Source organism: Pandoraea terrae, assembly GCF_902459695.1.
In the GTDB taxonomy this organism is placed as follows: domain Bacteria; phylum Pseudomonadota; class Gammaproteobacteria; order Burkholderiales; family Burkholderiaceae; genus Pandoraea; species Pandoraea terrae.
This window is the reverse complement of sequence record NZ_CABPRZ010000014.1, coordinates 43,145-65,295: the sequence shown is the minus strand read 5'-3', so window position 1 is coordinate 65,295 and position 22,151 is coordinate 43,145. Positions and strand designations below refer to the sequence as shown.

15 protein-coding genes are annotated in these 22,151 nt (G+C 64.6%); 6 read left to right on the top strand and 9 right to left on the bottom strand.

Annotated features, from left to right (window positions below):
• Positions 1-16: 16 nt before the first annotated feature.
• Positions 17-832: a bifunctional hydroxymethylpyrimidine kinase/phosphomethylpyrimidine kinase gene (thiD, locus tag PTE30175_RS16725; protein ID WP_150698198.1), complete on the bottom strand. Its 816-nt coding sequence runs from the start codon at positions 830-832 to the stop codon at positions 17-19.
• Position 833: 1 nt separating this feature from the next.
• Complete coding sequence (lplT, locus tag PTE30175_RS16720; RefSeq protein WP_150698197.1) at positions 834-2,126, bottom strand: lysophospholipid transporter LplT; 1,293 nt, start codon at positions 2,124-2,126, stop codon at positions 834-836.
• 361 nt (positions 2,127-2,487) lie between these two features.
• On the opposite strand from lplT, the gene alr reads away from it, so the two are divergent.
• Together alr and radA are read left to right on the top strand one after the other, a co-directional pair.
• Positions 2,488-3,558, top strand: a complete 1,071-nt coding sequence (gene alr / locus PTE30175_RS16715; RefSeq protein ID WP_150698196.1) for an alanine racemase — start codon at positions 2,488-2,490, stop codon at positions 3,556-3,558.
• 167 nt (positions 3,559-3,725) lie between these two features.
• A complete protein-coding gene (radA, locus tag PTE30175_RS16710) occupies positions 3,726-5,102 on the top strand; it encodes a DNA repair protein RadA (RefSeq protein WP_150698195.1) in 1,377 nt (458 codons plus the stop codon).
• A gap of 47 nt (positions 5,103-5,149) precedes the next feature.
• On the opposite strand, the gene PTE30175_RS16705 is transcribed toward radA, so the two are convergent.
• The 7 genes from PTE30175_RS16705 to dapC all read right to left on the bottom strand — a co-directional run bounded on the left by PTE30175_RS16705 (position 5,150) and on the right by dapC (position 13,203).
• Positions 5,150-7,078: an ATP-binding cassette domain-containing protein gene (locus tag PTE30175_RS16705; protein WP_150698194.1), complete on the bottom strand. Its 1,929-nt coding sequence runs from the start codon at positions 7,076-7,078 to the stop codon at positions 5,150-5,152.
• 103 nt (positions 7,079-7,181) lie between these two features.
• A complete protein-coding gene (gene cls, locus PTE30175_RS16700; RefSeq protein ID WP_150698193.1) occupies positions 7,182-8,609 on the bottom strand; it encodes a cardiolipin synthase in 1,428 nt (475 codons plus the stop codon).
• Between the two features lie 48 nt (positions 8,610-8,657).
• A complete protein-coding gene (prmB, locus tag PTE30175_RS16695; RefSeq protein WP_150698192.1) occupies positions 8,658-9,545 on the bottom strand; it encodes a 50S ribosomal protein L3 N(5)-glutamine methyltransferase in 888 nt (295 codons plus the stop codon).
• A 101-nt stretch (positions 9,546-9,646) separates the two neighbouring features.
• Positions 9,647-10,798 (bottom strand): succinyl-diaminopimelate desuccinylase, encoded by a 1,152-nt coding sequence (gene dapE, locus PTE30175_RS16690; protein ID WP_150698191.1) that lies wholly within the window; start codon positions 10,796-10,798, stop codon positions 9,647-9,649.
• A 3-nt stretch (positions 10,799-10,801) separates the two neighbouring features.
• Complete coding sequence (locus PTE30175_RS16685; protein ID WP_150698190.1) at positions 10,802-11,149, bottom strand: arsenate reductase; 348 nt, start codon at positions 11,147-11,149, stop codon at positions 10,802-10,804.
• 1 nt (position 11,150) lies between these two features.
• Positions 11,151-11,978, bottom strand: a complete 828-nt coding sequence (dapD, locus tag PTE30175_RS16680; protein ID WP_150698189.1) for a 2,3,4,5-tetrahydropyridine-2,6-dicarboxylate N-succinyltransferase — start codon at positions 11,976-11,978, stop codon at positions 11,151-11,153.
• Positions 11,979-11,985: 7 nt separating this feature from the next.
• Positions 11,986-13,203 (bottom strand): succinyldiaminopimelate transaminase, encoded by a 1,218-nt coding sequence (gene dapC / locus PTE30175_RS16675; protein ID WP_150698188.1) that lies wholly within the window; start codon positions 13,201-13,203, stop codon positions 11,986-11,988.
• Between the two features lie 528 nt (positions 13,204-13,731).
• Here dapC and PTE30175_RS16670 point away from each other — a divergent pair.
• The 4 genes from PTE30175_RS16670 to ligA all read left to right on the top strand — a co-directional run bounded on the left by PTE30175_RS16670 (position 13,732) and on the right by ligA (position 22,150).
• Complete coding sequence (locus PTE30175_RS16670; RefSeq protein WP_150698187.1) at positions 13,732-14,718, top strand: DMT family transporter; 987 nt, start codon at positions 13,732-13,734, stop codon at positions 14,716-14,718.
• A 120-nt stretch (positions 14,719-14,838) separates the two neighbouring features.
• Positions 14,839-18,354, top strand: a complete 3,516-nt coding sequence (smc, locus tag PTE30175_RS16665) for a chromosome segregation protein SMC (RefSeq protein ID WP_150698186.1) — start codon at positions 14,839-14,841, stop codon at positions 18,352-18,354.
• Between the two features lie 40 nt (positions 18,355-18,394).
• Positions 18,395-19,867: a cell division protein ZipA C-terminal FtsZ-binding domain-containing protein gene (locus tag PTE30175_RS16660; RefSeq protein WP_150698185.1), complete on the top strand. Its 1,473-nt coding sequence runs from the start codon at positions 18,395-18,397 to the stop codon at positions 19,865-19,867.
• Positions 19,868-20,059: 192 nt separating this feature from the next.
• Positions 20,060-22,150 carry an NAD-dependent DNA ligase LigA gene (gene ligA / locus PTE30175_RS16655; RefSeq protein WP_150698184.1) on the top strand — a complete coding sequence of 697 codons (2,091 nt, stop codon included), beginning with the start codon at positions 20,060-20,062 and terminating at the stop codon, positions 22,148-22,150.
• The last annotated feature ends 1 nt before the right edge of the window (position 22,151 follow it).

The window sequence follows — 22,151 nt, the reverse complement described above, 5'->3', positions numbered from 1 at the left end:
GAACACCTGCGCGAACTCAATCCTTCGGCCAGATCGCGTGGAAGTGATGTACGGGGCCGATGCCGTGGCCGACGTGCAGGCGGTCGCTGGCGGCCAGCGCGCCGTTCAGATACGCCTTCGCGTCGCGCACGGTGCTTGGCCAGTCTTCCCGGCGCGGCCTGAGGGCGGCGAGGGCGGCCGACAACGTGCAACCCGTGCCGTGCGTATTGTGTGCGGCGATGCGCGGGGCATGGAAGCGCGTTACGCCGGCATCGCTGACCAGCCAGTCGGGGCTTTCCGCGCTCGACAGATGGCCGCCCTTGACCAGGACATTGCGTGCGCCGAGTTGGCGCAGCGCCTGGGCCTGTTCCGTCATGGCCGCTTCGTCCTCGGCGGATGCGACGCCGAGCAGCGCCCCTGCTTCAGGCAAGTTCGGTGTAATCAGGTCCGCGAGCGGAAGGAGTTCGTCGCGCAATGCTGCCACGGCGTCGGGCAACAGCAGCGCGTGGCCGCTTTTCGAGAGCATGACCGTATCGAGCACCACGTAACGCGGCTTGTAACGGCGCAGCGCCGCGGCAACGGCGTGCACGATATCGGCGTTGCCCAGCATGCCGAGCTTGACCGCATCGACGTCGAGATCCTGGAACACCGCATCGAGCTGTGCCGTGACGAATTGCGCGGGCGGCGTGTGGATGTCGGTCACGCCACGCGTATTCTGGGCCGTCAGCGCCGTGATCACGCTCGCACCGTACGCGCCGAGCGCCGAAAAGGTCTTCAAGTCGGCCTGAATGCCCGCGCCGCCGCTCGAATCCGAGCCGGCGATCGTCAGGGCGATGGGAATGGATGACTTCATATCAATGCTTGACTTCGCCGATCAGCGCCACCGAATCGAATATGCGCTGATTGGCCCGATGACGTTTCATGACGAGCCACATCGTCCCCGACACGAACAGCCCGAACAGCACGATCACGATATTGACCGAGACGTTGAGCCAGATCAGCAGCGCGTAGAGGCAGAGCATGACGAGCACCGACAGGTTCTCGTTGAAATTCTGCACGGCGATCGAGTGGCCCGCCGAGAGCAGCACGTGGCCGCGATGCTGGAGCAGCGCGTTCATCGGCACGACGAAGAAGCCTGCGAGCGCGCCCACCACGATCAGGAAGATATAGGCGATGACCAAATACAGCGGTACCTTCCAGTCCGCGCCGAAGGTGAGCAGGTCCTTCGAGAAGAAGGCCATGGCGATCACGGCGAGCCCCATGGCGATGCCGACCGGTAATACCGACAACGACCGTTTGAGCGGAATGCGCGCAGCCGCGAGCATGGCACCCATGGCCACGCCGAGTGCGGATACCGCCTGCAGCAACGCACTTTCGGACAGTGTCATGCCGAGTGCCTTTTCCGCCCACTTGAGGACGATGAACTGCAGGGTGGCACCGGCGCCCCAGAAGAGCGTCGTGACGGCAAGCGAGATCTGACCCAGTTTGTCGCGCCATAGCGTCATGAAACAGTCCGCGAAATCGCTGACCAGCTTGATTGGATTGTGTTCCTGACGCGGATAGTGTGCACCGGTGTCGGGGATGCGCAGGTTGACCAGGGCTGCAAGGACGTAAATGCCGACGATGACGATCATCGCCGCTGCCGCCGGCGAGGTGATCACGGCCGGCATGCGCGCCAGGATGGCGTGGGAGATATGCGGGCTGATCAAGGCCCCGCCGAGGACGGTGCCGAGAATGATCGAACTGACGGTGAGTCCTTCGATCCATCCATTCGCCGCCACGAGCTTTTCGGGCGGCAGCAGCTCCGTCAGGATGCCGTACTTCGCCGGCGAATACGCGGCGGCGCCGAAGCCGACGACACCGTACGCGAGGAGCGGGTGCGAGCCGAACAGCATCATGAGGCAGCCGGCGACCTTGATCGTATTCGTAATGAACATGACGCGGCCCTTGGCCATCGAATCGGCGAAGGCGCCGACGTAGGCGGCGAGGATCACATAGGACAGGACGAAGAACAGTTTCAACAGCGGCGTCATCCACTGCGGTGCGTGTAAGTCCTTGAGGAGCGCGATAGCTGCGATGAGTAATGCATTGTCGGCCAGCGACGAAAAAAACTGCGCGGCCATGATGGTGTAAAAGCCTTTCTTCATCGGTACTCGAGTCGATCCCGGGCGGCGTCGTGCGTGCGTGTCTCGGTTATAAGTATCCGTGGCGCCCCAGTGGCGCCCGAACGGGCTTGAACACAGGGGGATTTCCGGCCAATTTGCGCGCAAATAGCATCAATTGCCGTCATTCCGGCAATGGATCGGCCAATGAAACCCCCATGGATGGCGCCCGTTCGCCCGCTGTCCGGGACAGCTGTTCTTGATCGGGATAAATATTGCAAAACAAGTTGTGCGCACGGCTTTATAACACGAAAATATGCGCATGCGTTATGCCTGCCGGTGCGTTGAACCGATCCCCGTGCGCGGGGTCATATGCCCGGCCCCTTGTCTCTCCCACCCGCTTGCCATGCCGCGTCCGATCAAAGTCACGATTCACACTTCCGCACTTGCCCACAATCTCGATGTCGCCCGTCGCCACGCGCCGAATGCGAAGGTCTGGGCTGTCGTCAAGGCCAATGCCTACGGGCATGGCATCGATCACGCCTATCCGGGGCTGCGCGATGCCGACGGTTTCGGGCTGCTCGATCTCGAAGAAGCCGTGCGCCTGCGCGAACTCGGCTGGGCCGGTCCGATCCTCCTGCTCGAAGGGTTCTTTGAGCCGTCGGACCTGGCGATCGTCGACAAGTACGGTTTGACGACGACCGTTCACAGTGACGAACAGCTGCGGATGCTCGAGACTGCGCGTTTGAGCAAGCCGTTGGGCATCCAATTGAAGATGAATACGGGCATGAACCGGCTTGGTTTCACGCCCGAGCGATTTCGTGCCGCGTGGGAACGCGCGCGCACCATCCCGGGGGTGGGGCAGATCGTGCTGATGACGCACTTCTCGGACGCTGACGGGGAGCGCGGCATCGCGTACCAGATGGAAGCGTTCGAGCGTGGCGCGCGCGACGTGCCGGGCGAGCGCAGCCTCGCAAACTCGGCGGCCACGCTGTTTCATCCGCAAGCTCACGGCGCGTGGATTCGTCCCGGCATCATGCTGTACGGGTCGTCGCCGAAGGGCACGGCGGTCACCGCCGAGAGTCTCGACCTGAAACCGACAATGACGCTTGAATCCGAACTGATCGGCATCCAGGAGGTTCCGGCCGGCAGCACGATCGGTTACGGCAGCGTGTTCACGGCGGACGTGCCGATGCGCGTCGGTGTCGTGGCATGCGGCTATGCTGACGGGTATCCGCGCGTCGCGCCGACCGGCACGCCGATTCTTGTCGATGGCGTGCGTACGCGCACCGTCGGCCGGGTTTCGATGGACATGCTGGGCGTCGATCTGGGCCCGGTGCCGCAAGCACGCGTCGGTTCGCCGGTGACGTTGTGGGGCCGTGGCATGCCAATCGACGAGGTGGCCGAATCCGCAGGCACGCTGGGCTACGAGCTGATGTGCGCAGTGGCGCGTCGCGTCAAGGTCGACCCGCAATAATACGCAGCTAGGGCCTGTTCACGCTAATATCGGGCTCGCGATATTAGCGTGAACAGGCCCTCGCATACGTGGCAAAACAGGCAACGCCCGGATTCGGGCGAAGCTTGCTGCCGCCGGCGGCAATCCGCCGTCGGTCATCTGTTTCTCTTTCAAGGTAAATCGTTCGCATGGCCCGTGCCAAGACTGTCTACACCTGCTCCGAGTGCGGCGGCCAGACCCCGAAATGGCAAGGCCAATGTCCGCATTGCAACGGTTGGAACACGCTGGTCGAATCGGTGGCGGAAACGTCCTCGGGACATCGCTACCAGGCGTTGGCCAAAAGCACGCCGGTGCGCAAGCTTGCCGAGATCGAAGCGCAGGATGTTCCCCGTTTCTCCAGCGGCGTCAGCGAGTTCGACCGGGTGCTGGGCGGCGGCCTCGTGGCGGGAGGCGTCGTATTGATCGGCGGCGACCCGGGCATCGGCAAATCGACCCTGCTGCTTCAGTCGCTCGCGCACCTGTCGCGCGAACGCCGCGCGCTCTATGTCAGCGGTGAAGAATCGGGCGCGCAGATTGCGCTCCGGGCGCAGCGTCTGGGATTGGGAGGCGGCTTCGAAGCCGGTGGCGGCGAGCTTGACCTGCTGGCCGAAATCCAGTTGGAGAAAATCCTCGGCGCGATCGAATCGGAGAAGCCGGACGTGGTCGTCATCGACTCGATCCAGACGGTATATTCCGAAGCGCTGACGTCCGCGCCCGGCTCGGTGGCCCAGGTGCGCGAATGCGCCGCGCAGCTCACGCGCTGCGCCAAGCAAAGCGGCGTGACTGTCATCATGGTCGGGCACGTTACGAAGGAAGGCAGCCTGGCGGGTCCGCGCGTGCTTGAACACATCGTCGACACGGTGCTGTACTTCGAAGGCGATACGCATTCTTCGTACCGGCTCGTACGTGCGTTCAAGAATCGCTTCGGGGCGGTCAACGAACTCGGCGTGTTCGCCATGACCGAGAAGGGCTTGCGCGGCGTTGCGAATCCGTCGGCACTGTTCCTTTCGCAGCACGAGCAGACAGTGCCGGGGTCCTGCGTGCTGGTGACGCAGGAGGGTACGCGTCCGTTGCTGGTGGAGGTGCAGGCGCTCGTCGATACCGCCCAGGTGCCGAATCCGCGCCGGCTGGCGGTCGGCCTTGAACAGAATCGCTTGGCCATGTTGCTCGCGGTGATGCATCGTCACGCGGGCATCGCGTGTTTCGATCAGGATGTGTTCCTCAATGCCGTCGGCGGTGTGAAGATTACCGAGCCGGCCGCCGATCTCGCGGTATTGCTCGCGATCCATTCGTCATTGCGCAACAAGCCGTTGCCGCGCGGCATCGTGGCGTTCGGGGAAGTCGGGCTGGCGGGCGAGATTCGTCCGAGTCCGCGCGGTCAGGATCGGTTGAAAGAGGCCGCGAAACTCGGCTTCTCGATTGCGATCATTCCCAAAGCCAACGCGCCGCGGCAGCCGATCGACGGACTCGAAGTCCATGCCGTCGACCGGCTCGAGCACGCCATTTCGACCGTTGCGGGATTCTAGCGTGGGGCAGCGTCCGAGCCGCGGCGGCAAGGCCGCGACCGGGTGGCTCAAACGATCTGTTCCAGCGATTCGTGCGCCATCAGCCATTCGGCCTCGACGTCCGCCAGTTGCGCGGTGACTTCGCCCTGACGCTTCAGGCTCTGCGTCAATAGCGCTTTCTTCGTGTCCTCGTACGTGGCGCTGTCGGCCAGCACGGCGTCGAGCTTCGCCTTCTCTTCGCTCAGCGTTTCGAGCGATTTCTCCAGCTTCTCGATCTTGCGCTGCAACGGCTTGCGCAGTTGTGCCAGACGCTGCCGCTCCTGTGCTTCGAAGCGCTTCTGATCCTTGCGGTTGACGTCCGAGGCGCCGTTGTTGTCGCTGTCCGTTTCGCGCGCGGCGGCGCGCTGGTCGGCGGCATGCTTGAGCAGCCAGTCACGGTAGTCGTCGAGATCGCCGTCGAACGGCTGCACTTCGCCGTGGGCCACGAGCAGGAACTGATCGGTCGTCGCGCGCAGCAGATGTCGATCGTGCGAGACGAGGATCAGCGTGCCGTCGAACTGTGCGAGCGCCATGGTCAGCGCGTGGCGTGTTTCGAGGTCCAGGTGGTTCGTCGGCTCGTCGAGCAGCAGCAGATTGGGCTTTTGCCAGATGATCAGCGCCAGCGCGAGCCGTGCCTTCTCGCCGCCGGAGAACGGCGCAATCGATGCGGTCGCCATGTCGCCGCGAAAATTGAAGCCGCCGAGGAAGTCGCGCAGTTCCTGTTCGCGCGTATCGGGGGCAAGCCGCTGCAAATGCCGGAGCGCCGAGTCGTCATGGCGCAGCGTCTCCACCTGATGCTGGGCGAAGTAACCGATCTGCAGCCCCTTGCCTTGCTTGACGTCGCCGGCCAGCGGCGCGAGCGTGCCGGCCAAGGTTTTGATGAGTGTCGACTTGCCCTGGCCGTTCGCCCCGAGCAGGCCGATTCGCTGTTCGTTCTGTACGGACATCGTCACACGCGGCAGGATGACCTTTTCGCTATCGTCCCCCAGCGTATAGCCGCAACGCACTGCGTCGAGCACGAGCATCGGATTCGGCGCCGAGTCGGCGTGACGGAATTCGAACGTAAACGGAGAGGCCACGTGCGCCGGCGCGATACGTTCCATCTTCTCGAGTGCCTTGACCCGGCTTTGCGCCTGCGTGGCTTTCGATGCCTTGGCCTTGAAACGAGCGATGAACGATTCGAGATGCGCGATCGTTTTCTGCTGCTTTTCGAAGGCGTTCTGCTGCAAGGCAAGTTGTTGCGCGCGGAGGATCTCGAACTGACTGTAGTTGCCGCCGTAACGCTTCAACTGCTGGTTCTCGATGTGCAGCGTGACGTTGCACACGCCGTCGAGAAATTCCCGGTCGTGCGAGATGATGACGAGTGTGCCGGCATAGCGCTTGAGCCAGTCTTCGAGCCAGACGATCGCGTCGAGGTCCAGGTGGTTCGTCGGTTCGTCGAGCAGCAGCAGGTCGGAAGGGCACATCAGCGCCTGCGCAAGATTCAGGCGCATGCGCCAGCCACCCGAAAAACTCGCGACGGGCAGTGCCGTCTGCGCCAGCGTGAAACCGAGGCCCAGCAGCAGCGCTTCGCCGCGCGCCGGCGCAGTGTAGCCGTCGGCATCCGCGAAGGCCGTATGCGCTTCGGCTTCGGCGTGGCCGTCGTGGGCGGTTTGCGCGGCGGCCATGCTCGCTTCGATGTCGCGCAGGCGCGTGTCGCCGTCAAGGACATAATCGAGCGCCGTGCGTTCGACCGCGGGGGTCTCCTGCATCACATGGGCGACACGCCAGCCGCTCGGCACGAAGGCGTCGCCGCCGTCGGCGTGCAACTGCCCGCGCAGCAGCGCGAAGAGGGTGCTTTTCCCGGCGCCGTTGGCGCCGACGAGGCCGACCGATTCGCCTGGATTGATGACGGCCGAGGTGTCCTCGAAGAGCGGTTTGGTGCCGCGGGCGAGGGTCAGGTGTTCAAATCGGATCACGGCAAATGGGGTAAGAGATGCCGTCGAAATTGCGGCAAACGCGTATTTTACCGGCCCGGCGAATCCGTGCCCATATTTGGGTGATTCGGGGCGTGAACAGGCCCTAAAGAATCGGTGCGAACAGCCGCGCAACGCGCATGGCGGTGCGCCACCACCAGGCAAGACTGCGCAGCGCATCCCGCTCGATCGGTGTGCTGTCGGCGAAATCGTTGTCGAGCATGCGGGCGACGCTGGCGGCGAAGTCATGGTCGACCGTCAGCAGCATGAGTTCGAAATTGAGCCGGAACGACCGGTTGTCCAGGTTCGCGCTGCCGACGGCGGCGGCACGGTCGTCGATCAACACCACCTTCTGATGCAAAAAGCCCGGCCGGTAGCGGTAGACCTCGATGCCGCTGCGCACCGCTTCATGCGCGTAGGACTGTGTGGCCACATACACCACCCGATGATCGGGGCGGCTCGGGATCAGGATGCGGACATCGACGCCGCGCAGCACGGCCAGGCGCAGCGCTGCGAACACCGCTTCGTCGGGGACGAAATAGGGCGTTGTCAGCCAGATGCGCTCGCGCGCCGCGTTGATTGCCGTCACGAAGAACAGCGAAGCGGTCTCCAGCCGGTCCGCCGGCCCGCTCGGCACCACCTGGCAGTGCATATTGCCGTCGACCTCGGCCGGCGTGTGGTTGAGCGGGGGGACGCTGCCGTTGCTCCAGTGCCAGTCTTCCGCGAAGGCGCGCTGGATGCCGATGACGGCCGGGCCTTCGATCGCGATGTGCGTGTCGCGCCAGGGCGCCAGCGGCGGCTTTTCGCCGAGGTATTCATTGCCGACGTTGTGTCCGCCAATGAACGCTTCGTTGCCGTCGATCACGACGATCTTGCGGTGATTGCGGAAATTGAGCTGGAACCGGTTGACGAACAGACCGCGTTTGGCGGCCGTGAATTCGTGGACCATCACGCCGCCCGCGATCAGCCGTTCGCAGTATTTGCGCGGCAGATCGTGACTGCCGATCCGGTCGTACAGAAAGTAGACTTTCACCCCCGCGGCCGCACGCGCCAGCAGACGGCGCTGCAACTCGCGCCCGAGGGTGTCGTCGTGCACGATGAAGAATTGCACGATGATGTAATCGCGCGCCCGGTCGATGGCGGCGAAGATGGCATCGAATGTCGCGCGTCCGTTGATCAGCAGCCGCACCCGATTGCCCGCGACGAACGGGATGTCGGTCAGGTCAGTGAGCGCGCTGAACTCGGGGTGTGCGTCCGCCGCCAGCGGCGAGATGCCGCTCCAGTCGATTTCACCGACGCGCGTGCGCATCAACAGATTGCGCGCGCGGCGCGCCTCCACGTAGCCGATGAATTTCGAGCGGCCGAGAAACAGATAGGGCACCAGCGTGAGATACGGCATCGTCGCGAGCGATACCGCCCACGCAACGGCGCCTTGCGACGTGCGCACCGTCATGACGGCATGGATCGCCGCGGCGATACCCATGACATGCACCAAGCCGACGGCGAATCCGATATCGAACCAGCTGAACGTCATGGCGGCTTGGGTCCTCCCTCGTGGACGACGGGTCAGGATGCCGAACGATCAGGCCAGGTCGGCGGCGTGGACCAGAAAGACCATGTCGTCGCCATTGCTGGTCGGCAGCCACGTCAGCGGCAGGTCGGGGAATGCCGCCTCAACATGGTGACGCTCGTTGCCGATCTCGACCACCAGCACGCCGTCGTCGGTCAGGCGTTCACGCGCGCCGGCAAGAATGCGGCGCACGACGTCCATGCCGTCGCCGCCACCGGCGAGCGCGAGGCGCGGTTCGTGCAGATATTCGGGGGGCAAGGCCTGCATCGAGGTTTCGTTGACGTACGGCGGGTTCGTGACGATCAGCGGGTAGCGCTTGCCGGCGGGCAGCGGCGCGTACAGATCCCCTTGAAACAGCGTGATACGGTCTTCGAGGCCGTAGTCGCGGACATTGATCCGCGCAACCGCCAGGGCGTCCGCCGAGATGTCGACCGCGTCAATGTGGGCGGACGGAAATGCCTGCGTTGCCAGGATCGGCAGGCAGCCCGAGCCGGTGCACAGTTCGAGGACATCCTCGAGGGCATCCGGGTGTGCTACCCACGGCTGCAGCTGTTCTTCGAACAATTCGCCGAAGAACGAGCGCGGCACGATCACGCGTTCGTCGACGTAGAAGCGCTGGCCGTGCATCCAGGCCTCGTTCGTAATGTACGCGGCGGGCACGCGCTCGCCGGCGCGCCGATTGACGACTGATAGCACGCGCTCGATCTCGGCCGGCAGCAAACGTGCATCGAGAAACGGATCGAGCGTGTCGAGCGGCAGATGGAGCGTGTGCAGCAGCAGATAGGCGGCTTCGTCGTACGCGTTGGCGGTGCCATGGCCGAACGACAGCTTGGCTTCGGTAAAGCGCGACACGGCATAGCGCAGCAAATCTCGCAGCGTGATAAACGGATGCGTGGACATAGTCCCTCCCGGGAGTGGCGCGTCGGCGTTGTGCCGGCGCATGCATGGGGCATTGGCGGGCGGGCGTGAGGGCCCGCCGCGCCGGAACGGCAATCAGGCGATCAGGCGACCAGGCGTTCAAGCACGCCGCGGTAGATATTCTTGAGCGGTTCGATGTGCGCGACTTCGATATGCTCGTCGATCTTGTGAATGCTGGCGTTGCATGGTCCGAATTCGATCACCTGCGGGCAGATGCGCGCGATGAAGCGGCCGTCGGACGTACCCCCGGTCGTCGACAGTTCGGTGTCGATCCCGGTTTCCGCACGAATCGCATCGGACAGCGCGGCCGACAGATCGCCGCGCGGCGTGAGGAACGGCTGACCGCTGATGCTCCAGTCGATCGTGTAATCGAGGCCGTGGCGATCGAGCAGTGCATGGACACGCTTCTGCAGTCCGTCCGAGGTGCTCGCCGTTCCGAAGCGGAAGTTGAACATCACGTTCAGTTCGCCCGGAATGACGTTCGTCGCACCGGTGCCCGCGTGGATGTTCGAGATCTGCCACGTCGTCGGCGGGAAGTATTCGTTGCCGTTATCCCACACCGTCTGCGTCAGCTCGGCCAGCGCCGGGGCAAACAGATGGGTGGGATTCTTTGCCAGATGCGGGTAGGCGATATGGCCCTGCACGCCGCGCACGACGAGCTTGCCCGACATCGAGCCGCGCCGGCCGTTTTTCACCATGTCACCGAGCGTGGCGCTCGACGTCGGTTCGCCCACGACGCAGTAGTCGAGACGTTCGCCGCGGGCGATCAGCGCCTCCACCACCTTGACCGTGCCGTCGGTCGCGGGGCCTTCCTCGTCGCTCGTCAGCAGGAAGCCGATCGCGCCGTCATGCGCCGGGTGTCCGGCGACGAATTCCTCGGAGGCCACGACGAACGCGGCGAGCGAGGTTTTCATGTCAGCCGCGCCACGTCCATAAAGCTTGCCGTCGCGATGCGTCGGCGCAAACGGGTCGGAATGCCACTGTTCGAGGGGGCCGGTCGGCACGACGTCGGTGTGGCCGGCGAAGACCAGCAGCTTGCCGTCGGCGCCCTGGCGGCCCCGTTTGACCGCCCACAGATTGGTCACGCCGTTCGAGGCGATGGTCTCGCACGCAAAGCCGATCGCGGTCAGCCGGCGCATCAGGATGGCCTGGCAGTCGCGGTCTTCAGGCGTCACCGAGTGACGGGCGATCAGTTGCTCGGTAAGCGCCAGCGTGGCGCCGTTGGGGAAAGTCATGAATCAGAGCAGCGAAGCGTAAGTATCGGGCGCAAAGCCCACCGTAACGCGCCCTTGCGCGACCAGCACGGGGCGTTTGATCAGCGACGGCTGCGCGATCATCAGCGCGCGCGCCGCCGATTCGGCTGCTGCGGCGGTCTGTTGCTCGGGCGTGAGCTTGCGCCACGTCGTGCCCTTGCGGTTGAGCAGGGTTGAAAGCGGCACCTGGACCAGCCAGGCGCCGAGCAGTGCGTCGGTCACGCCCGCCTTCTTGAAATCGTGAAAATCGTAGCCCACGCCATGCTCGTCGAGCCAGGCGCGCGCCTTCTTCACGGTATCGCAATTGGGAATGCCATACAGCACTGCCGTCATCTTATTCGCCTCGCAGCAGATCGTTGATGGCGGTCTTGGCGCGCGTCTGGGCGTCGACCTTCTTGACGATCACGGCGCAGTACAGGCTGTACTTGCCGTCCTTCGAGGGCAGGTTGCCCGGCACCACGACGGAGCCGGCCGGCACGCGGCCGTAATGCACTTCGCCGGTTTCGCGGTCGTAGATCTTGGTGGACTGGCCGATGTACACGCCCATCGAGATGACCGAGTTTTCTTCGACGATCACGCCTTCCACGACTTCCGAGCGGGCGCCGATGAAGCAGTTGTCTTCGATGATGACCGGGTTGGCCTGCAGAGGCTCGAGCACGCCGCCGATGCCGACGCCGCCCGACAGATGGACATTTTTGCCGATCTGGGCGCACGAGCCAACGGTGGCCCACGTGTCGACCATGGTGCCTTCATCGACATAGGCGCCGATGTTGGTGTACGACGGCATCAGCACGACATTCTTTGCGATGAACGAGCCACGGCGCGCGACGGCCGGCGGCACCACGCGGAAGCCGCCGCGGGCGAAGTCTTCGGCCGTGTAGTTGGCGAACTTGCTCGGCACCTTGTCGTAGAACTGGGTGAAGCCGCCCGCGGGTTGCACGGCATTGTCTTCCAGGCGGAACGAGAGCAGCACGGCCTTCTTGAGCCATTGGTTGACGATCCACTTGCCGTCTTGCTTCTCGGCCACGCGCAGTGCGCCGCGGTCGAGTTCGGCCAGCACGTGGTTGACGGCGTCACGCACGTCGGCAGGCGCCGCCTTGGCCGAGATCTCGGCACGGTTTTCCCAGGCTTGGTCGATAAGGGTTTGCAGTTGTTGCGACATGGCGTGTTCAGGAAGCGTTGGATGAAAGGGATTGGCAGAATTGCACGATGCGCTGCGCGCCTTCCGTGCATTCGTCAACGTCCGCCACGAGGGCGATGCGCACGAAGTTCTCGCCAGGATTGTGCCCGTGGGCGGCCCGGCCCAGATAGGAACCGGGCAGTACGGCCACATTGTAGTCCGCCAACAGGCGTCGGGCGAATTCGGTATCGGACAGGCCGGTCTTGCCGTCCACGCGCGCCCACAGGTAGAAACCGGCGTCGGGCAGCTCGACGTCGAGCACTTCAGCGAGCATCGGCGTCACCGTCTGGAACTTCTTCAGGTATTTGCTGCGGTTCAGGCGGACGTGCGCCTCGTCGTTCCAGGCGGCGATGCTCGCGGCCTGCACGGCCGGGTTCATGGCGCACCCGTGATATGTGCGGTACAGCAGGAATTTCTTCAGGATGGCGGCGTCGCCGGCCACGAAGCCCGAGCGCATGCCCGGCACGTTCGAGCGCTTGGACAGGCTGGAGAACACGACCAGGCGCTCAAAGCCGCGGCCGAGTTGGTGTGCCGCAGCCAGTGCGCCCAGCGGTGGGTGTTCTTCGTCGAAATAGATTTCCGAATAGCACTCGTCGGACGCGATGACAAAGCCGTATTGATCGGACAGTTCGAACAGGCGCCGCCAGTCGGCCAGCGTCAGCACCGAGCCGGTGGGATTGCCGGGTGAGCACAGGAACACCAGCTGGACGTTGTTCCAGACGTCGGCGGGCACGCTGTCGTAGTCGGGCGCAAAATTGCGTGCCGGATCGCTATCGACGTAGTACGGCTGGGCGCCGGACAGCAGGGTGGCGCCTTCGTAGATCTGGTAGAACGGGTTCGGACACATCACCGTCGCGCCGGAGCGGGCGGCGTCGACCACGGCCTGGGCGAACGAGAACAGCGCCTCGCGCGAACCCGTCACGGGCAGCACTTCGGTCGCCGGATTGACGTTCGGCAACTGATAGCGGCGTTCCAGCCACGCGGCAATCGCCGCGCGCAGCGGTTCGCCGCCGGCGGTGGCGGGGTAGTTCGACAGTCCGCCCAGTCCTGCGACCAAGGCTTCCTTGATGAACTGCGGCGTCGGATGCTTCGGCTCGCCGATGCCGAAGCTGATGGCCTTGAAACCGGCCGCCGGCACGATGTCGGCAACGAGCCCCTTGAGGCGTTCGAACGGATACGGCTGGAGTTTGTCGAGTAGCGGATTCACAGCAAAGGATTCACGGCAAAAGGTTCAAGGCCCGGGAGCGGGCGCGGCAGAGATGGCGCTGCGCGCCGCAGCTTCCCGCGTGCCAAACTCGGGGATTTACGTCAAGGGGTTCCCGGACGCGCCCAAGAATGGCAAGATCGGCAAAGCGAAAATTATACCGTCACGGCGTCGCCCACGCGCGTCATGTTGCGGATTTCGGCAGGTTCCGGGGCGCCAATGGGGCAAGTCTTAGGGCCTGTTCACGCTAATATCGGGCTCGCGAACGTGTTCTGCCGGTCGGCTGGCAAGGCGCCAGCTGCGCCGCTTGGTCGCCCCAAGCAAGCAGCGGGCAACGCCGCCAGACGGCCGGCAGAACACGTTCCCTGCGGGTTGCCAACCCAAAGGGGCGATCGCCGCGTCATGATCCTTGCGAATATTCCCGATATTCGCTTCGGCCCATTCCTTGCGCTCGCCCCTTTGGCCGGGCAACGCGAGCCCGATATTAGCGTGAACAGGCCCTATGGACCTTTGCAGGATTTTGGAGGAAGCATGACGGTTGCCGGTAACGGTACACAACCCGGCGCAACGCCCGCCGGCGGGGGATGCTATGCCCGCACGGCGCCGGCCCTGGCCATCTTGTTGGGCTCTTCGGTATGGGGGCTCGCGTGGTATCCATACCGCGTACTGCAACTGTGGGGCGTGGACGCCGTGTCCTCCCAGGCCTGCACAGCGCTCATCGCCCTGTTGTTTCTCGGCGTGATCTACCGCCGCTCGTTTGCCTCGCTCACCTGGTCGTGGCTCCTGCCTGGCGTGGCCCTCGCGGGCGGCATCACGAACGTCGCCTTCGTATGGGGCACGACGCACGGGCATGTGATGCGCGTGCTGTTGCTGTTCTATCTGACCCCGGTCTGGACGGCCCTGTTCGCGCACTGGGTGCTGGGCGAACGCCTGACCGCCCGCGGCGCCGCATTGATCGTGTTGGCGCTGGGCGGCGCGGGACTCATGCTCTGGTCGCCCGCAATGGGTTGGCCCGTGCCAAACAATGCGGCCGAATGGGCCGGCACCGTCGCGGGAGCCGCGTTTGCGATGAATAACGTGCTGTTTCGTCGCATTAGCCAGTCATTGCCGGACGTTAGGCCGGGAATGCGCAGTTGGGTACTCTATCTCGGCTGCTTGGCCGCCGGATTGCTGATGCTGCCGTTCGACGGCGGGCTCGCTTCCGGCGCGGCGGCCGTCACGGCCCTGACGACGGATATGCCGGCGGCGGCTGTCGCGGTGGCCCTCGGCTGTGCGGTTGCCGTGACGAATGTGATCGTCCAGTTCGGGCTGGAGCGCGTGCCGGCCAACCGGGCGGCGCTGATCATGTTGTTCGAAATTGTCGTCGCGGCGCTGTCGTCGTGGTGGCTGGCCAGCGAGGGGATGGGCGCGCGCGAAATCGCGGGCGGTCTGTGCATCGTTGCGGCAGGCGCGTTGGCCGGAATTCTTCCGGAACCGAAGCGTTGCAAATCCGCGACGGCGGGTGATGCGATGGTATGATGCGAACCGATGAAAGCGGCCTCGCGCGCGCCAGCGTGTGCGAGGCCCGACAGGACCTGCTGACGCGTCTTAGCGTTCTTCGCGGACTTCTTTATCCATGACCGTAAAAGCGAACCTGCCGTGCGTCTGACCTCCATCAAGCTCGCTGGCTTCAAATCCTTCGTCGACCCGACGAACTTCTCGGTGCCGGGCCAATTGGTCGGCATCGTCGGCCCGAACGGGTGCGGCAAATCCAACATTATCGATGCCGTGCGCTGGGTGCTCGGCGAGTCGCGCGCCTCCGAGCTGCGCGGCGAATCGATGCAGGACGTTATTTTCAACGGTTCCACCGCCCGCAAGCAGGCGAGCCGCGCCAGCGTTGAACTCGTGTTCGACAACAGCGCCGGGCGCGCCGCCGGGCAGTGGAGCCAGTACGCCGAAATCGCCGTCAAGCGCGTGCTCACCCGCGACGGCACATCGAGCTACTACATCAACAACCTGCCGGCCCGCCGGCGGGACATTCAGGATATCTTCCTCGGCACCGGCCTCGGCCCGCGCGCCTACGCCATCATCGGGCAGGGCATGATTTCGCGGATCATCGAAGCCAAGCCCGAAGAGTTGCGCGTCTTCCTGGAAGAAGCCGCCGGCGTCTCGAAATACAAGGAACGCCGCCGCGAAACGGAAAATCGTCTGCACGACACGCGCGAGAACCTGACGCGTGTGGAGGACATCCTGCGCGAACTCGGCACAAACCTCCAGAAACTGGAAGCCCAGGCCGTCGTGGCCAACCGTTTCAAGGATTTGCATCGCGACGGCGAGGAAAAGCAGCAGCTGTTGTGGCTGTTGCGCAAGAATGAAGCGCAGAACGAGCAGGAACGCCAGCAGCGCGCGATCGAGTCGGCGCAGGTCGACCTTGAAGCCCAGATGTCACGTCTGCGCAGCTCGGAATCCGATCTCGAAACGTTGCGCGCGGCGCACTACACCACGACCGACGCCGTGCAATCGGCGCAAAGCGCGATGTACGAGGCGAACTCCGAAGTCAGCCGTCTCGAAGCGGAAATCCGTTACGTGGTCGAATCGCGTAACCGGGTGCAGGCGCAACTGGCGGCCCTGACGGCTCAGAAGGAGCAATGGCAGGCGCGCTCGTCGCAAGCGGAAGAAGCGCTTGCAGTGTCCGAGGAAGAACTGCTCATTGCGGAGGAGCGTGCCGCGCGCGCGCAGGACGACGCCGCCGAACAGAACGAGGCGCTGCCGGCGCTCGAAGCGTGCTGGCGGGATGCGCAGACCGTCCTGAACGAGCAACGCGGCGAGATCGCGCAGGTCGAGCAGACGCTCAAGCTGGAAGCCGCGCATCAGCGCAATGCCGATCAGGCGTTGCAGCAGTTGCAGCAGCGCCAGGAGCGGTTGCAGGGCGAAGCCCGCGGGCTCGACAAGCCGGACGAAGTGCAGCTCGAATCGCTGCGCGCCGACCTGGCCGAACATGAAGCCATCCTGTCCGATGCGCAGGCCGAACTGGCTGACGCGCAGGAACGCGTGCCGCGCCTGGAAGCGGAACGCCGCGAAGCGCAGGAACGTGTGCAGTCCGAAGCGGCGGCAATTGCGCAGCTCGAAGCGCGTCTGACGGCACTGCGCCAGTTGCAGGAGAGCGTGCAGACCGAAGGCAAGGTCCAGCCGTGGCTCGACAAGCACGAATTGGCGCAGCTGCCGCGCCTGTGGAAGAAGCTTCATATCGAGCCGGGTTGGGAAAACGCGCTGGAATCGGTGCTGCGCGAACGGCTTGCCGCCCTCGAGATCAGCAATCTCGACTGGGTCAAGGCCTTTGCGACCGATGCGCCCCCGGCCAAACTGGCGTTCTACGCGCCGCCGCCGGCCGCGCGTGCGCTCGATGCGACAGGCAATCTGCGTCCGCTGCTGTCATTGCTGCGCATCGACGATCCGGGCTTGCGCGCCGTGCTGCAGGAGTGGCTGGGCCGCACCTTCGTCGCAGACGACCTGACGCAGGCCATTGCCATGCGCGCGCAATTGCCCGAAGGTGCGAACCTCGTCGTCAAGGCCGGGCATCTGGTGTCGCGCGTGGGCGTGCAGTTGTATGCCGCCGATTCCGAGCAGGCCGGCTTGCTGGCCCGTCAGCAGGAAATCGAAAACCTCGGCAAGCAAGTGCGCGCACAGGCGTTGCTCGCGGACGAGGCCAAATCGAACGCCGTGCGCGCCGAAGCGGCCTACAGCCAGGCGAGCCAGACGCTCACCGAAGTACGTGCGCGCGCCGAGCGCGCCACGCAACGCGTACATGCGCTGCAGCTCGACGTCCTCAAGCTCACGCAAGCCTACGAGCGCTACAACGCCCGCAGCACGCAGATCGACGAAGAGCTGCGCGAAATCACTGCGCAGATCGAAGACCAACGCGCGTTGCGTGCCGAGTCGGAAGCAAATTTCGAACACAGCGACGCGCACCTGGCCGAATTGCAGGCGCGTTTTGAAGACGGGCAGCTCGAATTCGAATCCCTCGACAGCCAGCTCGGCGACGCGCGCAATCGCACGCGCGAACTGGAGCGTCTCGCGCAGGAGGCCCTGTTCGGTCAGAAGGGCATCCTGAGCAAGATCGACGAACACAAGCGCAGCATCCAGACGTCGCACGAGCAGGCAGAACGGCTCGTTGTCAGCATCGAACAGGCGCAGGTGGAACTCGCCCAGATTACCGAGCAGACGGCAGAAAACGGCCTGCAGGACGCCCTTGAACTGCGCGCCGAGAAGGAAGAAGTGCTCGGCGCCGCGCGCAACGAACTCGACGCCTTGACGCAACAACTGCGTCAGCGCGACGAAGAACGCCTGAGCGCCGAACGCGGCCTCCAGCCACTGCGCGACCGCATCACCGAACTGCAACTCAAGGAGCAGGCCGCGCGCCTGAACCGCGAGCAGTTTGTGGAGCAACTGGTGCAGGCCGAGGTCGACGAGCAAGCGCTCGCGCAGAAACTCACGCCGGACATGAAGCCGTCGTATCTGCAAGGCGAAGTCACGCGCATCAACAACGCGATCAACGCGCTGGGTCCGGTCAACATGGCGGCGCTCGAGGAATTGCAGACGGCCAGCGAACGCAAGATCTTCCTTGACGCGCAATCGGCCGACCTCAACGACGCCATCAACACGCTCGAAGGGGCCATCCGCAAGATCGACGAGGAAACGCGCGTGCTGCTGCAGGGCACGTTCGACGAGGTCAACAAGCATTTCGGCGAGTTGTTCCCGACGCTTTTCGGCGGCGGGCAGGCCAAGCTGATCATGACCGGCGACGAGATTCTCGATGCCGGCGTGCAGGTGATGGCGCAGCCGCCGGGCAAGAAAAATTCGACGATTCATTTGCTGTCGGGCGGCGAGAAGGCACTGACGGCCATCGCGCTCGTGTTCGGCATGTTTCAGCTGAACCCGGCGCCATTCTGTTTGCTCGACGAAGTGGACGCGCCGCTGGACGACGCGAACACGGAGCGCTACGCGAAAATGGTGGCGCACATGTCGGACAAGACCCAATTCGTATTCATTTCGCACAACAAGATCGCGATGGAAATGGCCAACCAGCTGATCGGCGTCACCATGCAGGAGCAGGGGGTGTCGCGGATCGTGGCGGTGGACATGGAGTCCGCGATCAATCTGGCCGAGATCGCCTGACCCCGCGCCTGACAACGGAGATAAGAGAGGATAGCCGCGCATGAATGAACTGCAGCTGGGTTTGATTGCCGCAGGAGTGGCGGTACTGCTGGGAGTCGTCACGTATAACGCCTGGCAGGGCAGCAAGGCGAAGCGGCGCATACCGCGCCGGATGCCGGTGGACGGCGCCGGCATCGATGCGACCGCGGGAATGGCGGACGACGACGAGCGTCCGTTCATCGAGCCGACGCTGATGCCGGCGCGCGCGCCGCAAGCGGACGAGCGCCGGGAACCCACGCTGGGTGCGGCGCATGCCGGCGAGCCGGATGCTGCTGGCGTGCAGGGTGACGCGCATGCACCGGATGCCCATCGCGAACCCGCATGGACACCGCAAGCGGCGGCGCACGCGAATGACGCTGCCGCCGCCGTTGATGACGCTGAACGTGCGCAAGCGGCGCGCGACGATGAAATGGAAGCGGCCACCGCGAGCGCGGTTGCCCGCAACAGCGCGGAACTGGCCGCGGATGATACCGTCGATGCCGCGCCCGCTGCCGCGGTCGCCGCGGCGGCCGGCGCGAATGGCGTGTCTTCAGCCCCGGTCGCGGCTCCGGTCGCAACCCCGCACGCCGATGCCGCTGTCATCGGCGCAGGCGTGCCGGCAGTGAACGGCGCGGCGGTCCCGGCGGCCAGGCCGGCAGCAAATGCGAATCTCCCGTTGCCGATCGTCGACGACCGCATCGATTGCGTGGTGCATCTGCCGTTGGCCGCAGCGTTGCCTGCGGAACGCATCCTGCCGCTCACGCAGCGCATGCGCCGCGCAGGCGGGAAGGCCGTCCACGTGGAAGGGCGCACCGATGACAACGCACACTGGGAGTCGGTGCGCGCTGGCGGGCGCTACGGCGAACTGCGCATTGCCGTGCAATTGGCGAACCGGGCCGGTGCGCTCAATGAGGTGGAATTCTCCGAATTTGCCAATGCGGTTCAGACGCTGGCCGAGGCCGTCGATGCGCTGCCCGAGTATCCGGACATGATGGAGACCGTTGGCCGCGCGCGCGAACTCGACAGTTTTGCTGCCCAGTGCGACGCCCAGCTTTCGGTCAATGTCCTGTCGGACGGCGCGCCGTGGTCGGCGAATTACGTACAGGCCGTGGCCACGCAAGACGGCCTGCTGCTCTCGCGCGACGGCATGCGATTCGTCAAGCTCGACAGCCGACAGAATCCGGTGTTCATGCTGCAGTTCGGCGACACCAACTTCCTGCGTGACGACCTGACGTACAAGGGCGGCGACCTGATCACGCTGCTGCTCGACGTGCCTGTCGCCGACGAAGACCTGCTGCCATTCCGTTTGATGTGCGACTACGCCAAGTCGATCGGCCAGCGCATCGGCGGGCGCGTTGTCGACGATCAGCGCCGGCCGCTGTCCGATGCGGCGCTGCAAAACGTCGACCGTCAGTTGCTCACGCTTTACGAGCGCCTGGAGGCGCGCGGCTTGCCGGCCGGCTCCCAAGCCACGCGCCGCCTGTTCAGCCAGTAATCCCCGAAATGCACGGCCGATCCTCCGGGATTCGGCTGGCACCCATGCTACCGGCCGGAATCCGCCCATGCGGTCCGACCGGTTTTTTTTATTGCCTTTGCGGTTTGACGAATTGCCGATGGTATCCGTCTGCCAACTCTGCCGCTTCAAAGGCATAATGACCGTACTCTTTCGATAGCCGAAATCTTGCCGATGTCCCAATCCCCCGCGCCGGGTTCCTCCCCGGCCGAAGTCCGCGAGCCTGCCGCGCGCGCTGCCGAGTTGCGTGCAGAATTGGAGCGCCACAACCGCGCCTATTATGAAGCCGACGCACCTACCATTCCGGACGCGGAATACGATCGCCTGTTTGCCGAACTGGTGGCGCTCGAAGCGGCCCATCCCGAGTTGCAGCGGGCCGACTCGCCGACGCAACGCGTGGGCGGCCAGCCGCTGGACGGATTTGCGCCCGTCACGCACCGTGTGCCCATGCTCTCCCTCAACAACGGTTTTGACGACGAAGACGTCGAAGCCTTCGACCGCCGCGTCGCCGATGCCCTGCGTGGTGCCGCCGCCGCGCCGGGAACGCAGACAGGTGATCTGTTTGGCCAACCGGTCGAATATGCCGCCGAACTGAAATTCGATGGCCTGGCCATCGCGTTGCGTTACGAACACGGCATATTGGTGCAGGCCGCAACGCGCGGCGATGGTGCGACGGGGGAAGATGTCACCGCCAATATTCGCACCGTCAAAAGCATTCCGCTGCGCCTGAAAACGGATACGCCGCCCGAAGTGCTCGAAGTGCGCGGTGAGGTGCTGATGTTCCGGGCCGACTTCGACGCACTCAATCGTGCGCAGGAAGCGGCCGGGGAGAAGGTGTTCGTCAATCCGCGCAATGCGGCTGCAGGCAGCTTGCGGCAACTGGATTCACGCATTACGGCGAAGCGCCCGTTATCGTTCTTCGCCTATGGCGTTGGCGAACTTGTCGGCGTGCCGATGCCGGATACGCATGGAGAACTGCTTGCATGGTATGAAACGCTGGGCATCCCGGTCAACAAGGAGCACGCCGTCGTGCGCGGCGCGCAAGGCCTGCTGCAGTTCTACGGCCGTATCGGCGAGGCCCGGGCGGCATTGCCATACGACATCGACGGGGTGGTGTACAAGGTCAATCGCCGTGACGAACAGGAACGTCTGGGCTTTGTCTCGCGGGCGCCGCGCTTCGCGCTCGCGCACAAATTCCCGGCCCAGGAAGCGCTGACGACCTTGCTCGACATCGAAGTTCAGGTCGGCCGCACAGGCGCGATCACGCCGGTGGCGCGCCTGGCGCCGGTGTTCGTGGGCGGTGCGACCGTCACGAACGCCACCTTGCATAACGAGGACGAGATACTGCGCAAGGGCATCCTGATCGGCGATACGGTCATCGTTCGCCGTGCCGGCGACGTGATTCCCGAAGTCGTGGGCGCGGTGCCGGAGCGGCGTCCGCCTGATGCGCGCGCGTTCGTGATGCCCACGGAATGCCCGGTGTGCGGCTCGGCGATCGAGAAGTTGCCCGACGAAGTCATTGCGCGTTGCACGGGCGGGCTCATCTGTGCGGCGCAACGCAAGCAGGCGCTGCTGCATTTCGCACAACGGCGCGCGCTCGACATCGAGGGGCTCGGCGACAAGCTGGTGGAGCAGCTTGTCGACCAGCAGATCATCCGTACGCCCGCCGATTTGTTCAAACTCGGCGTGGCCAAGCTCGCCGCGCTCGACCGCATGGCCGACAAGTCCGCCCAGAATCTCGTGGCCTCGCTCGACCGCGCCAGGCACACCACGCTTGCGCGCTTCATCTTCGCGCTCGGCATTCGTCATGTGGGCGAAGCGACGGCCAAGGATCTGGCGCGCCATTTCGGCAAGCTGGACAATGTGATCGCTGCGACGGAAGAGGAACTGTTGGCGGTGCATGACGTCGGACCCATTGTGGCGCAGTCCATCGCCAATTTCTTTGCCGAGCCGCATAATGTTGAAGTCATCGAACAGCTGCGCGCGGCGGGCGTCACCTGGGCGGAGTCGGAACCGCAGGCGGTGGAGGCGTTGCCGCTCGCGGGCAAGACCTTCGTGTTGACGGGCACGTTACCGACGTTGTCGCGCGAAGATGCCAAGGCAATGCTGGAGGCAGCAGGCGCCAAGGTGGCCGGCTCGGTGTCGGCCAAGACCGATTACCTCGTTGCGGGCGCGGATGCCGGCAGCAAGCTGGCCCGCGCGGAGTCGCTGGGCGTGCCGGTGCTGGACGAGGATGCCATGCGCGCCATGCTTGACGCGCTTTGAT

Bases quoted from the DNA above. Each gene is read 5' to 3' on its own strand.
- prmB (WP_150698192.1), bottom strand. From the start codon at position 9,545: ATGTCCACGCATCCGTTTATCACGCTGCGAGATTTGCTGCGCTATGCC.
- alr (WP_150698196.1), top strand. From the start codon at position 2,488: ATGCCGCGTCCGATCAAAGTCACGATTCACACTTCCGCACTTGCCCAC.
- dapE (WP_150698191.1), bottom strand. From the start codon at position 10,798: ATGACTTTCCCCAACGGCGCCACGCTGGCGCTTACCGAGCAACTGATC.
- PTE30175_RS16670 (WP_150698187.1), top strand. From the start codon at position 13,732: ATGACGGTTGCCGGTAACGGTACACAACCCGGCGCAACGCCCGCCGGC.
- PTE30175_RS16685 (WP_150698190.1), bottom strand. From the start codon at position 11,149: ATGACGGCAGTGCTGTATGGCATTCCCAATTGCGATACCGTGAAGAAG.
- lplT (WP_150698197.1), bottom strand. From the start codon at position 2,126: ATGAAGAAAGGCTTTTACACCATCATGGCCGCGCAGTTTTTTTCGTCG.
- thiD (WP_150698198.1), bottom strand. From the start codon at position 832: ATGAAGTCATCCATTCCCATCGCCCTGACGATCGCCGGCTCGGATTCG.
- ligA (WP_150698184.1), top strand. From the start codon at position 20,060: ATGTCCCAATCCCCCGCGCCGGGTTCCTCCCCGGCCGAAGTCCGCGAG.
- cls (WP_150698193.1), bottom strand. From the start codon at position 8,609: ATGACGTTCAGCTGGTTCGATATCGGATTCGCCGTCGGCTTGGTGCAT.
- radA (WP_150698195.1), top strand. From the start codon at position 3,726: ATGGCCCGTGCCAAGACTGTCTACACCTGCTCCGAGTGCGGCGGCCAG.
- PTE30175_RS16660 (WP_150698185.1), top strand. From the start codon at position 18,395: ATGAATGAACTGCAGCTGGGTTTGATTGCCGCAGGAGTGGCGGTACTG.
- dapD (WP_150698189.1), bottom strand. From the start codon at position 11,978: ATGTCGCAACAACTGCAAACCCTTATCGACCAAGCCTGGGAAAACCGT.